The organism is Fusicatenibacter saccharivorans (assembly GCF_027667425.1).
GTDB classification, from domain to species: Bacteria; Bacillota; Clostridia; order Lachnospirales; family Lachnospiraceae; genus Fusicatenibacter; species Fusicatenibacter saccharivorans.
The window spans coordinates 16,574-30,199 of record NZ_JAQEGR010000021.1 but is presented as its reverse complement, the minus strand read 5'-3'; the positions used below and the strand labels follow the sequence as shown (position 1 = coordinate 30,199).

The 13,626-nt window shown below is 45.9% G+C and carries 12 protein-coding genes; 11 read left to right on the top strand and 1 reads right to left on the bottom strand.

The window, feature by feature from the left end; all coding sequences use genetic code 11:
* Positions 1-44 precede the first annotated feature (44 nt).
* The 11 genes from PGS38_RS15765 (at position 45) to PGS38_RS15715 (ending at position 12,959) form a co-directional block, all read left to right on the top strand.
* Positions 45-2,441 carry a glycoside hydrolase family 38 N-terminal domain-containing protein gene (locus PGS38_RS15765; RefSeq protein WP_117761901.1) on the top strand — a complete coding sequence of 799 codons (2,397 nt, stop codon included), beginning with the start codon at positions 45-47 and terminating at the stop codon, positions 2,439-2,441.
* An 8-nt stretch (positions 2,442-2,449) separates the two neighbouring features.
* On the top strand, positions 2,450-3,091 hold the full coding sequence (pnuC, locus tag PGS38_RS15760; RefSeq protein ID WP_117761902.1) for a nicotinamide riboside transporter PnuC: 642 nt from the start codon (positions 2,450-2,452) through the stop codon (positions 3,089-3,091).
* A 315-nt stretch (positions 3,092-3,406) separates the two neighbouring features.
* Positions 3,407-4,462 (top strand): LacI family DNA-binding transcriptional regulator, encoded by a 1,056-nt coding sequence (locus PGS38_RS15755; protein WP_117761903.1) that lies wholly within the window; start codon positions 3,407-3,409, stop codon positions 4,460-4,462.
* Positions 4,463-4,517: 55 nt separating this feature from the next.
* Positions 4,518-5,405, top strand: a complete 888-nt coding sequence (locus PGS38_RS15750; protein WP_055265684.1) for an ABC transporter permease — start codon at positions 4,518-4,520, stop codon at positions 5,403-5,405.
* A 12-nt stretch (positions 5,406-5,417) separates the two neighbouring features.
* Positions 5,418-6,350, top strand: coding sequence for a carbohydrate ABC transporter permease (locus PGS38_RS15745; RefSeq protein WP_117509975.1), 933 nt, complete (start codon positions 5,418-5,420; stop codon positions 6,348-6,350).
* A 95-nt stretch (positions 6,351-6,445) separates the two neighbouring features.
* A complete protein-coding gene (locus PGS38_RS15740) occupies positions 6,446-7,897 on the top strand; it encodes an ABC transporter substrate-binding protein (RefSeq protein ID WP_117509974.1) in 1,452 nt (483 codons plus the stop codon).
* 111 nt (positions 7,898-8,008) lie between these two features.
* Positions 8,009-9,298: a glycoside hydrolase family 125 protein gene (locus PGS38_RS15735; protein ID WP_055219311.1), complete on the top strand. Its 1,290-nt coding sequence runs from the start codon at positions 8,009-8,011 to the stop codon at positions 9,296-9,298.
* Between the two features lie 395 nt (positions 9,299-9,693).
* The gene (locus tag PGS38_RS15730; protein ID WP_055226594.1) at positions 9,694-10,212 is read left to right on the top strand and encodes a VanZ family protein; all 519 of its coding nucleotides are present in this window, start codon (positions 9,694-9,696) and stop codon (positions 10,210-10,212) included.
* A gap of 67 nt (positions 10,213-10,279) precedes the next feature.
* Positions 10,280-11,974 carry an AAA family ATPase gene (locus PGS38_RS15725; RefSeq protein ID WP_117509972.1) on the top strand — a complete coding sequence of 565 codons (1,695 nt, stop codon included), beginning with the start codon at positions 10,280-10,282 and terminating at the stop codon, positions 11,972-11,974.
* 128 nt (positions 11,975-12,102) lie between these two features.
* Positions 12,103-12,681: an AzlC family ABC transporter permease gene (locus PGS38_RS15720; RefSeq protein ID WP_117509971.1), complete on the top strand. Its 579-nt coding sequence runs from the start codon at positions 12,103-12,105 to the stop codon at positions 12,679-12,681.
* A complete protein-coding gene (locus PGS38_RS15715; RefSeq protein ID WP_117509970.1) occupies positions 12,636-12,959 on the top strand; it encodes a branched-chain amino acid transporter permease in 324 nt (107 codons plus the stop codon). Before PGS38_RS15720 ends, PGS38_RS15715 begins: the two co-directional genes overlap by 46 nt.
* Positions 12,960-13,046: 87 nt before the next feature.
* Here the strand turns inward: PGS38_RS15715 and PGS38_RS15710 are convergent, their stop codons facing one another.
* On the bottom strand, positions 13,047-13,616 hold the full coding sequence (locus PGS38_RS15710; RefSeq protein ID WP_117813466.1) for a phosphoribosyltransferase family protein: 570 nt from the start codon (positions 13,614-13,616) through the stop codon (positions 13,047-13,049).
* Positions 13,617-13,626 lie beyond the last annotated feature (10 nt).

Genomic DNA, 13,626 nt, shown 5'->3' with positions numbered 1-13,626 from the left:
ATAAAAATTTTGAGCAACATAGAACAGGAAAAGGAGAAATTATCATGACACACAAAATCAGAGAAGTCTACATCGTACATCATTCCCACACTGACGTGGGATACACCGATCTGCAGGAGCAGGTGATCTACAATCAGGCAAACAACATCCGCCGGGCAGTCGAACTGATTGAAAATGGAATCAAAAACAACACAACCCAGAAAGATCTGAAATGGAACTGTGAGACATGGTACTGCGTGGAGCAGTTCTTCAAAATGGCAACGGAGGAAGAAAAAGAAAAGTTTTTCGATCTGGTAAAAAAAGGAAACATCGGTCTGTCTGCCAATTATCTGAACTTTAATGATCTTGCCGACTGCAAATATCTGAAAGAAAAAATCCATACGATGCAGGAAATCTGCGGCGAAAAAGGAATCCAGATCAAAACAGCCATGATTGCAGATATTAATGGTATCTCCATGGGACAGCGCGATGCCCTGATCGAAAACGGAGTAGAATTTTTGTATACCAATATCCATACCCATCACGGCATGTATCCGCTGTATCAGAACCAGAAACCGTATTTCTGGGAAAATGAGAACGGACAGCGTCTGCTGGTATGGAATGGTGAGCATTATAACCTGGGAAATGCCCTCGGCATTGTTCTGAACAAAAATGTTAATTTTATGACGGAAAACTACTTCGGCAAAAAGAATGGTGATGTGACAGGACTTCTGGAAAATCTGCACACGAATCTGGCTGCGAGCATAAAGGAATATGAAGAAAACGGTTATCCGTACGATTTCTATATCACCAGTGTTTCCGGCGTTTTTTCGGATAATGCGCCGATCAACCCGGCCATTGCAGATACGGTTGCGCTGTTTAATGAAAAATATGGCGAAGAAGTCACCATGCATATGGTGACGCTTCAGGAATTGTATGACAAAATCCGGGATAAAGTGCAGGATGCACCAGTGTATCGGGGTGCCATCAATGACTGGTGGGGCAATGGCGTTGGAAGTACACCATATGCGGTAAAACATTACAAAGAAGCCGTACGACTGAACCATATCTGCGACCGACTGGAAGAAAAAACAGGGGTACATAACAAAGAACTGATTCAGGCATATGGCGATAATTCTCTTTTATATGCAGAGCACACCTGGGGTCATTCTGCTACGGTAACCAATCCGTATGATACCATGGTAACAAATCTGGATATGCGAAAAAACAGCTATGCTTCCAAGGCACATGAGGCCGCGGCAATGCGTAAAAATGAGCAGTGCCATAAACTGGGTGATATCCTGCGGTATTACAATCTGTCCGGCAAAGTGAAAGCTGTTTCCACAAGCCATCAAAAGAGAGTATTTCCGGTAGAATTTTACGTAGAAACTTTAAGTCTTTCTGCAGTTAAAGTAACCGATGACAAAACAAAACAGGAGATGGAGGTGCAGCTGTCTGCTCATCCGCGCGGAGTCCTGATAAGTTTTCTGGCAGAATTTGAGCCAATGGAAGAGAAAACGTTCACGTACGAAGAGCAGCCGGCTCCGTCCCAGACCCTGTTCACCAGAACTGCCTGGGTAGGCGCAGAGCGGGTGCGCGATATTGTGAACACGTACGATCCGGAAAGTTACAAACTGCCTTACGGTCTGGAAAACGATTTCTTTCAGATCAAATGGAAAGTCGGAGAGGGTATTACCTCCTTTTACAATAAAAAAGCAGAGGTTGAAATGTGCAAATCCGGTCTGGAAACGTTCTTCACGCCGGTTTATGAACGCACCGAAATACGGAAGGGGGTTTATGCGGAACGCAGTCTGATCGGAAGAAATATCCGCGGACTTCACGCAGAGCAGTATCAGGGTGACCTTACGGATGTGAAAATTCTGGATCACGGACCGGTGTTTACCAAAGTAGAACTGATCTTTACCCTAGAGGGAACGTATCACAGCAGTGTTGTGATCAAAATGTACCGTCATCTTCCGAAAATTGAGTTTTCTTACCGGGTAGCAAAAACATTAAGCGAGGATATCGAAAGCCTGTACCTTCCGTTATCGTTAAATCTTCCGAATGCGGAAGTGATGATCCAGAACGGAGGTGTTACCATGCGCCCTGGTATTGATCAGCTTCCTGGCACCAATATGGAATACTATATTGCGGATGAAGGGCTCGTTTACCGGACAAAAGATCAGACGATTCTGGTTAATACTTTTGACACACCGTTACTTTACATGGGGGAGATGGAATCCCACCCAATCCTTCTGTGCGATAACAAAGAGGAGAATAATAAACGGCCGGTTTACAGCTGGATTATGAATAACACATGGGAAACAAACTTCAAGATGGACCTGTCCGGATTCAGTGAGTTCCGTTATGGAGTGGAGATTGTGGAGCAGGAAACCGCAGAGAAAGATATGGAAAGCCTGTCGGATAATGACAAGGGTGTGGTTACTTTTATTTGCGGATAACTAAAAATATGGAAAAGAAAAAATATATTGTTCTGCTGCTGCAGATTGCAGCAGTCGCTGCAGCCGGGGTGATTGGCGGGGACACGCTGTTTGCCCTGGTAACAGCCCTGATCGGCATTACGTTTAATTTTATGGTGTCCATGAATTTTGCACCGGGATTCCTGATTGGCTTTGTCTATGCGATCTGCAATGGCATTCTGGCATGGCAGACGAAGATATATGCAACTTTTGTATTTATGATTTTTATGCAGGCTCCGATGGCTCTTTACAGCTTTTGGAAATGGAGAGGGAAGAAGAAACAGACGGAAACCATTATGCGGAAGATGAACCGCAGGGAGCTGAGCTTTACGGTTCTTGGAGCGATGATACTGTTTGGAATTATAGCGGCTGTCCTCTCAAAAGTAAATGGAACACTGGATATCAATGTTTTCTTTGATACATTCTTTTTTGTCTGCAGTGCGATTGCCTGTATCGGACTGGCGGCCTGTTATAAAAATGCCTATATTGTTAATCTGGGTTCCGGGATTGGCGGAACAATTTTATGGGTGTTCAAAGCAGTAACAATGGGAACAGGGATATCTGTAGCCGTCTTTTTTCTGGCGGTGGCAATCAATGCGGCTATGGCGATCCGGCAGCAGTACGGAAGATAATAGAAAAGTGAAAGGCAGCGAAAGGGCGACAACAAGACGAAAAAGTCAGACTTTCCGCTGCTTTTTCGTTAAAAATGAAAACAGGCGAAAAAGTACTGCGTTAATATTAAGATGTTATGTGACTTAACACAAGAACACAGATTTTCTGTCTAAAAAATCAAAAGAAACAGAAGAATACTCCTCGATCTATACAAATTAGGACTGGAAAATAAGAATTTTAATATACAAAATAACGAAAAGGCTATTGACAATCTTTCTAAAAGATGTTAACATCTAAACACAAGTTAAGAAACAAATAGAGGGGCTGTTGGTAACATGGCAGAGAGAAAATCAGTATCCATGCAGGACCTGGCAGATAAGCTGGGCATCAGTAAAGTAACAGTTTCCAAGGCGCTGAACGGAAAAGACGGCGTGGGAGAAGAACTGAAAGAAAAGATTTTTGCGCTTGCGAGAGAATCCGGTTATGTCCTTCCGGACTACGGAAAACGGAAGAGCAAAAAAGTCGGTATCATCATGAGTCCGCGGTTCAGCTCCGGAGACGAAGGAAAATTTTATATGGCAATGTACGAGCGGATCATCTACGAGCTGCAGAGAGCATCCTGTTCGAGTATCATGATTTCTCCGACAACAGCAACACTCCCGTCGGACATGAACACGATACAGACCAGAGGGCTGTTCGACGGCCTGATCTTTCTTGGTATTCTCGATAAGGGTGTCCGGGAGCAGATTGCACAGATTGATCTCCCGAAAGTGTATGTGGACATCTACGATCGAACCCACAAATCCGATTCCGTCATCACCGAGAATATTTACAGCTCCTATGAGCTGACCAATTACCTGATCCAGCAGGGCCACACAGACATCGGATTTGTCGGAACCGTAGGAAGTACAACCAGTATTTCCGACCGATATCTCGGATATCTGCGGAGAATGCTGGAGGAGGGAATTTCCCCGAAAAATGAGTGGAGAATCCCGGACCGAAGCGAGGAAGGCATTGCCATTCCGCTTTTGCTACCGGAGAAGCTGCCCACCGCATTTGTCTGTAACTGCGATGCCACCGCATTCAAATTAGTGCAGGCATTAAAAGAGCGTGGAATCTGCGTACCGGAGGATGTTTCCGTGACCGGTTTTGATGATTCCATTTATGCACAACTGTGCAGTCCGTCGCTCACCACGGTTGCGGTTGACACCGACGCGATTGCACGTCTTGCGGCAAAACGTATGATCAAACATATGAATGAACCGCAGAAAAAGAGCGGCGAGGTATACCGCATTCCCGGAAAGATTATTTACCGGGATTCCGTTTGTAAGATAAACGGATCAAGTGATAAGCCCGAGCAATCGGGAGAAGGAGGAAAAAATCTTGAGTAAACCAAGCAAAAAGAAAAAAGGACGCTGGACCAAGAATGACACGGAGCTGACCGTCATGGCGCTGCCGACCACCATCTGGTATATTCTGTTCTGCTTCCTGCCTATGTTCGGTCTGATCATTGCGTTCAAGAATTACAAAATCACCGGCGGAAAGAGTTTCATTTATAACCTGCTCCACAGTGACTGGGCCGGCTTCAAAAACTTTTCGTTCCTGATCAGATCCAACGACCTGTTCGTCATCCTGAGAAACACAATCCTGTATAACCTTGCATTTATCGTTCTTGGTATGGTATTTTCCGTAGGACTGGCTATCATGATCAGCCTGCTGCACAACAAAAGAGCGTCGAAGGTATATCAGACGATGATGTTCTTCCCATATTTCATGTCATGGGTTGTAGCTTCCTACTTCCTGGATGCATTCCTGAACCAGGACAACGGTCTGATCAACAGTATAATGAGAAATGCAGGCAAGGAACCGATTCAGTGGTACATGAGTGCCGGTGTATGGCCATTTATCCTGATCTTCATGTATCTGTGGAAATCTACCGGATACAACATGGTTATCTACCTGTCCAGCATTTCCGGTATTGATACCACACTGTACGAGGCAGCCGTTATGGACGGCGCCAATAAGAGACAGCAGGTATGGCACATTACCCTGCCTTGCTTAAAGAGTGTCATCATCATGATGTTCATCCTGAATGTCGGAAAGGTCTTCTACTCCGACTTCGGACTGTTCTTCCAGCTTTCTCAGGGAGCAAGCGGTTCGATCTTCAAAACGACAGCAACTATCGACACATATGTATACAACGCACTGCAGTCTTCCACTCCGATCGGAATGACTTCTGCGGCAACATTCTTCCAGTCTGTTGCATGCTGCATCACCATCCTTCTTGCCAATGCCATTGTGAAGAAGATTGATGAAGACAGCGCGATTATTTAAGGAGGTACAAAAATGGCAAAAAAGAAAAAAGATCTTGATCTGGCTTCCTCTTCACATTTAAATCAGATCCAGGGATCTACAAATGCAATTTTCAATGTTATTTTTGTGATCCTTGCCCTGGCCTGCATTATCCCGGTGGTATTCATCTTCATGATCTCGATTTCTTCCGAGCATTCGATCAAGATGAATGGCTACCAGTTTATCCCGAGTGCATACTCGCTGGATTCCTACAAATTCCTTCTTCGGGAAGGACAGATGATTGTGACTGCACTTGGCGTTTCCGTTGCGGTAACGGTTATCGGTACGGTAATCGGAGTTGCCCTTACGATGCTGATGGGTTACGTTCTTTCCAGAAGCACCTACAAACTGAACGGATTCTTCACCATGGTCGTTTTTATTCCAATGATCTTCAATGGTGGTATGATTTCTTCTTATGTAGTTAACACACAGTTCCTCAACCTGAAAAACAGTATCTGGGCGCTGATCCTTCCGCTTTGTGTTTCTTCGTTCAACGTTGTTATCTGTAAAACGTTCTTCAAGACCAACATTCCGGAATCCATCATTGAGTCGGCACAGATCGACGGAGCAACCCAGTTCCAGATTTTCGGAAAGATCGCCCTGCCGCTGTCGAAACCGCTGATGGCAACGATCGCCCTGTTCCTCACCTTCGGTTACTGGAACGACTGGTTCCAGTCTTCCCTGTACATCAGCGATACCAAGCTGTATTCCCTGCAGGCTCTGCTGGATCACGTACAGAGAAATATTGAGGTGATGGCAAACAACCCGTCTCTTGGCGTTACCACGGCACAGTACATGAACTCGATGCCAAAAGAGGGCGCCCGTATGGCGATGGCAATCATCATCATCATCCCGATCGCATGCTGCTATCCGTTCTTCCAGAAATACTTCATTTCCGGTCTGACGGTCGGTGCGGTAAAAGGCTGATCGACCATTTACCTTTATGGATCTCATACTGAAGCAAAAGGCTTCGGTTAAGGATAATTTCAACATTCTATATTTTATATCAGGAGGATGCTACAATGAAAAAGAAACAGTTTTTAGCTCTTGCACTTTCTGCTGTTATGGCCGGTGGCATGCTGGCAGGCTGCGGAAGCAGCAACGGAAGCAGCAGCTCTTCAAAGAGTGATGCAAAAGATGAAGTTGTTACACTGAAATGGATTCAGGTTGGTAACGGAATGCCGAAGGATTATGATGAGTGGCTTGCACAGATCAACCCATATCTGGAGGAGAAAATCGGCGTTAATGTAGACATGGAAATCGTTCCGTGGGGTGACTGGGATAACAGAAGAAGCGTTATCACAAACTCCGGCGAGTATTTCGATATCCTGTTCACCGACCAGAACCGTTACTCTTCTGAGGTGAACACCGGCGCACTGATGGACATTACAGATCTGCTCAAAGACAACGCTTCCGAGCTGTATGACATGATTCCGGAAGATTACTGGAAAGCAGTAGAAGTAAATGGAAAAATCTACGGCGTACCGACCTACAAAGACAGCTCCCTTTCCGAGTACTTTGTATGGGATCAGGATATTGCAGACAAATATAACATTGATGTAAATTCTGTAACAGATTTCAATACTCTGTACGATGCTCTGAAGACAGTAAAAGAGGGCGAAGGCGGATCTCCGTACTTCATGTCCAAAAATGGTGCAAACTTCCTGCTGAACCTGAACTACGATGATTTAAGCTCCGGACTTCCGGCAATCGGCGTTAAATACGGCGATGACAGCAAGACCGTTGTCAATCCGCTGGATGACGAAGAAATCCTTTCCAACCTGGATATCGTTCGTAAAATGTATCAGGAGGGCATCATCAACGGAGACGCTCCGACAGCAGATGATTCCAGCAAATACGCAATGTTCTTTGTTGCACAGGGATGGAGCGGCGCTGCAAAAACAACATGGGGTCCGAACAATGGTATCGCCAATTGTTCAGCAGTACAGTATGGCAACACAGTCGTTTCCAACACAACTGTACGTGGTTCCATCAATGGTATTTACTCCGGATGCAAGCACCCGGACAAAGCACTTCAGCTTCTGAACCTGGTAAATACGGATTCCAAAGTACGTGACTGGTTCTACTATGGAGCAGAAGGAAAAGACTTCGAGTACACCGATGACAATAAGGTACACCGCCTGACCACTGACTGGGGTATGGCCGGATATACCCAGGGTACTTTCTTCAACGTAACTCAGACAGACGATGTTGACTTCAACCAGTGGGATGAAGTAGAAGAGCTGAACGAGAAAGCAACTCCGTCTGAGATGCTTGGATTCAACCTGGATACCTCCAACATCGAAACAGAGCTTGCAAACTGCCGTGCCGTATATGAGAAATACTATTCTGAGTTATTCACCGGCGCACAGGATCCGAGAGAGCTTGTAAAAACAATCGATGCAGAGCTTGAGACCGCAGGCTGGGAGACCATCCGCGAAGAAGCTCAGAAACAGATTGACGCACAGAAATAAGTCTGATACATTAATTTTATAAGAACTACAACAGGGCATTTTCGATTGCGGAGATGCCCTGTTGTAGAATAACGGGAAATGAGAAAAATTGAGCGAAAGGATGAAAAAAGAATGAAAGAGACCTTACCAAAGTCCATTCAGGAGCTGATTTTAAGCCTGAGAGAAAAACTGAAAGACGAGCCGGAAATCGTTGATATGTTTGAACGATGCTACTCCAATACCCTCGACACAACCGTAAAGAAAATGGAGGACGGCAGCACCTACGTCATCACCGGAGATATCCCGGCCATGTGGCTGCGTGACTCGGTAGCACAGCTGCGCCCGTACCTTGTTCCGGCGCAGAACGACCCGGAGCTGGCTGACCTGATCGCAGGCCTGATCCGCCGCCAGTTTATGTGCATCAACATTGATCCATACGCAAACGCATTCAACGAAGGACCGAACGGCAACTGCTGGGAGAAGGACGAGACCGATATGGGACCGTGGATCTGGGAGAGAAAGTATGAGATCGATTCTCTCTGCTATCCGCTGCAGTTCTCCTATCTGTTCTGGAAGAACACCGGAAGAACGGATCAGTTTGACGAGGTTTTCTGGGAAGGTGTTGACAAAATCCTGACTGTATTTGAGACTGAAATGAACCACGAGGAGAAATCCCCGTACAGCTTCATCCGTAAAAACTGCTCCTACACCGATACGCTTTCCCGCGATGGAAAAGGTGCGCAGGTAAAATCCGGCATCGGCCTGATCTGGTCCGGCTTCCGTCCAAGCGATGATTCCTGCCGTTACGGTTATCTGATTCCGTCCAACATGTTTGCGGTTGTCGTTCTGAATTATCTGAAGGAGATCGCAGATTTCGTCGGCGGAAAAGAGGAGATTGCGAAGAAAGCAGAAGAGATGGCAAAGACCGTAAAACAGGCCATTGAGACTTACGGTACCACCCATATCTGGGGACTTGGCGATGTTTATGCTTACGAGGTAGACGGCTTTGGCCAGTATAATCTGATGGACGATGCCAATGTACCGAGTCTTCTGGCTATGAGCTATCTCGGCTACGAGCCGGAAAGCCAGGAAGTGGCTGACAACACAAGAAAGCTGATCTTAAGCGAGGCAAACCCGTTCTATTATGCAGGAACGAAGCTTTCCGGTATCGGAAGCCCGCACACACCGGTCCGCTACGTATGGCACATCTCCAAAGCCATCGAGGGACTGACCGCACCGACAAAAGAGGAGAAACATCAGATGATCCACGAACTGATGGCAACCGACGGCGGTACAGGACTGATGCACGAGGGTGTTTTCGTAGATGATCCGACCGTTTACACCAGAGAGTGGTTCTCCTGGGCAAACGCAATGTTCTGTGAGCTGGTGATGCAGTATTGCGGATATGAGATTAAGAAATAAAGATGAAAAAATAAAGATGAAAAACACGAAAAGAGGAGGCTGTGCTCAGTGCACGGCCTCCTCTTTTACCTACACCACAGAAAACTGTCTGCGACAGCCTTCACTGAAAGGAGAGACAGCAGTGGGGAGAATACTGCTGTCCCAGGGGAATATGGGATTTTCATCCCGCTTCTTTTCTCTGCCCACGGGGTATTATACACAGTTTTTTGCGATATGTAAAAGATATAATTGATATGAAAGATATAATAAATTGGCATGATGAAGAAATGTAAAAGAATCTGAGCATCAGAAAATCTTAGGAAATCTATAGGGATTTCTTTGGAAAAGAAGAAGCGGAATCCTAAGAATGTTTTGGTAGAATCCTCTTATCAAGTGAAGATGAGAGAGGAAAGAACATGACCTGGAAAAACGAGAAAAAATCAAAAGCATTACTTGTGGTATTCGGCATTTACCTGGCGCTACTTGTCTGGTGCATTTTATTCAAATTCGCTCTGCGCCCGGAAGAAATTCCGCACCTGCGGGGGATTAATCTGATTCCGTATGCGGCGTCGGTTGTGGTGAACGGGAAAGTGCAGATTAGTGAAATTATCGAAAATATGCTGGTCTTTCTGCCGTTCGGCCTCTGCATCTCAGCCTTCTATCCGGACAGCGAAATCCAGAACCGCATTCTCCTTGCATCGGGACTGAGCCTGTTTTTTGAGGTGACGCAGTATATTTTTGCGATCGGCGCGAGTGATATTACGGATGTGATCGATAATACGCTTGGCGCGGTGATCGGAATTCTATTGTATCTGGGGATGAAAAAAATCTGGAAAGAGAAGACGGGAAAGATCATTACCATTCTGGGAGCGGTGCTGGAAGTGCTGTTTCTGGCGTTATTGTTTTTTACGTTTGCGGCGAATAGGATGTTTTAAGATTGGAATTCAGGAAAGGATAGTGTATAATCGAGAAAAGGACAAATTCCGAAAGCAGGTGTGATGGATGGAAAAAGTAATCAGTATAGGAAAACAGAATTTTGCATCCTTAAGGGAAAACCATTATTTCTTTGTGGATAAATCTCACTTCATCAAGGACTGGTGGGAAAACGGGGATGAAATCACCTTGATCACCCGCCCCCGCCGCTTTGGCAAGACACTGAATATGAGCATGCTGGACTGCTTTTTCTCTAATAAATATGCCGTCCGGGGCGATCTGTTTGAAGGACTTGGCGTTTGGGAAGAAGGAAAATATCGGGAACTTCAGGGAACATATCCGGTGATCTTTTTGAGTTTTGCAGCCGTGAAAGCAGATCAGCTTTCGGAAGCGAAAATCCAGATCAAACAGCAGATTGCGAGAGTATATGAAGAAAACCGGTATCTTCTGGATGGGGATCTGCTGAGCGGAAATGAGAAGAAAGCATACAACGAGGTCAATCTGCATATGGGCGATGCGGAGGCCGCAGCGGCACTCAATAATATGAGTATGTATCTGGCGCGGTATTACGGCAGAAGAGTGATTATTCTGTTGGATGAGTACGACACGCCGATGCAGGAAGCGTATGTCCATGGCTACTGGGCGGAATTTACAACGTTTGTGCGGAGTCTGTTTAATGCGACGTTTAAAACGAATCCTTATCTGGAACGTGCGATGATGACCGGAATCACGAGGGTTTCGAAAGAAAGTATTTTTTCTGACTTAAATAATCTGCGTGTGGTGACGACGACATCGGATCTGTATGCGGACTGTTTTGGATTTACCGAAAAGGAAGTTTTTGCATCTCTGGACGAGTTCGGAATGGGAGACAAAAAGGACGTTGTGAAGCAGTGGTATGATGGATTTATCTTTGGCGGACACCGCGATATCTACAATCCATGGTCGATTACCAATTATTTAAAAGAAAAGAAACTGCGCCCGTACTGGGCAGATACGAGTTCGAACGGTCTGGCAGGAAAGCTGATCCGCACCGCCTCGCCGGAAATCAAAGAGTATATGGAAGATCTACTGAACGGACAGGCAGTCACGGTGAACTTTGATGAGCAGATGGTGTTTGAACAGCTGGATTACAATGAAAATGCAATCTGGAGTCTGCTTCTCGCGAGCGGTTATCTGAAAGCGGAAGAGGTGGAGTATCGCGGAATTACTTTGAAGCCGTGGTATCAGCTCCGTATCACCAATCTGGAAACGGTGAGCATGTTTGATGATATGTTCCGCGGATGGTTTGAAGCATCGGAAGCTGGGTACAGCAGCTTTGTGAAAGCACTGATGCAGGGCGATCTGGAAGCGATGAATTATTATATGAATAAAGTGTCACTTGCAACCTTCAGCCATTTTGACGTTGGCGGAGAGAACAGTGAAAGTCTGGAGCCGGAACGATTCTATCATGGCTTCGTCCTGGGACTGATGGCAGAGCGTGCGGAGTGTTATCAGATCCGGTCGAATCGGGAAAGTGGATTTGGACGGTATGATGTGATGATGATTCCGAAGAATAGAGAAAAAGATCCGGCGATTATTATTGAATTTAAAGTCTGCAGCCGGGTAAAAAAGGAGACACTGGAAGATGCGGTGCAGGAGGCTTTAAAACAGATCGTGGATAAAAAATACGACGCAGAACTGGTGGCCCTTGGCGTGCCGCAGGAAAGGATCCGGCATTATGGGTTTGCATTTGCGGGGAAGAATGTATTGATTGGAGCAGAATGAGAGAAACGGGTGATGAAGGTCATCCGTTTCTTTTGGCGTAAAATGGTATTCCTATTGACTCACTATGATATAGATAGTATGATAAATTTAATTTTTAAAATTTATTTTTACGTGAGGATATTTTATCTATGAAACGATTTTCTTCCACTACCTTAAAAACTGCTTTCGTAAAATCCATCCCGATTTTCTGCAGCTACGTTTTCGTCAGCATGGCCTACGGCATGATGATGGCATCCGCCGGCTTTCCCTGGTATGATTCACTGTTGGTAAGTCTGACGGTCTATACGGGCGCGTTCCAGTTCGTTCTGATTACGTTTCTTTCTAGCGGCGCTTCCCTCATCACCATTGCGCTCACTGCACTTCTGATGAACAGCCGCCAGAGTTTTTACAGCATTACCTTCCTGAAGGAATTCAAACAGATGGGGCGCCGCAAGCTGTACATGATTCACACGATGACCGATGAGACATACGCCGTAAACTGTACCTTAGATCTTCCGAAAAAAGAAAAAGAGGACACCATGTTCCTCGTCGCTCTGTTCAGCCGCTGCTATTGGATAGTTGGTTCGGTTCTTGGCGGCATTTTAGGCCAGATCGTTCCATTTGACCTGACGGGCCTTGATTTCTGTATGACAGCCCTGTTTCTCATTATCTTCATTGACCAATGGGAAAAAGCAGAGAAGCACACGCTGTCGCTGTCTCCGCTCTGATCACCTTCGGACTCCGTGCACTCCCGTTTCTTGCATTTTCCGGCAGCCGTAAAATGCCCGCATCACTCGAACGACTCGGCCAGGCACTGCCGTCTGCCATCATGGCGGTACTGATCATTTACTGTATGAAAGATATTCCCACCGGCGGTATCTCTGCCGCAGTACCGAAACTGCTCGCAGCAGCGGTCGTTTTTATCACCTACAAATGGAAACACCAGACCCTCGTCTCCATCCTTCTTGGAACCATTTCGTATATGATGCTTCTGCGTCTCTTTTAAAAAGAAACGGTGCAGTTCTGAATTCATGGCAGAAATTCAGAACTGCACCGTTTTTCTATTCTCTATATGCATTAGAAGGATTGGCAATTATTCGATGACTTCGTACTCTCCGTCGCCCGTCTTTTTGAATAACGGAAGCTTCTGCAGAAATACAATATCTTTTCGATCAGCAGCATCGCCCTCAGCAAGGATCGCTGCTTTTTTTACAACCTCTGCACTGGCATTCGCCATCAGGCATTCCAGTGCGTGCAGGGACTCGCCGGTGGAAATGACATCATCCAGCAGGCAGACACGTTTGCCGCGGATTTTATCTGCGTCTTTTCCATCCAGATAAAGATGCTGCTCACCCGCTGTTGTAATCGAATGAACGGATGCGGAAACCACATCTTTCATGTAGGATTTTGTGCTTTTTCGTGCAACGATAAATTCTTTATGGCCCAGCTCTTTGCTTACTTCATACGCTAGGGCAATACCTTTCGCTTCTGCGGTGACAATGGCATCGACTTCTCCGATTTTTGCGACCAGCTCCGGCGCACATGCACTTACCAGCTCGGTGTCACCAAGGACAACAAAGCTTGCAAACGCCATCTCCTCACTGATCGGGATAAATGGAAGTGTTCTTTTCACTCCGCAGAGCTCCATGCTGTATTCTTTCATACGATTTTCC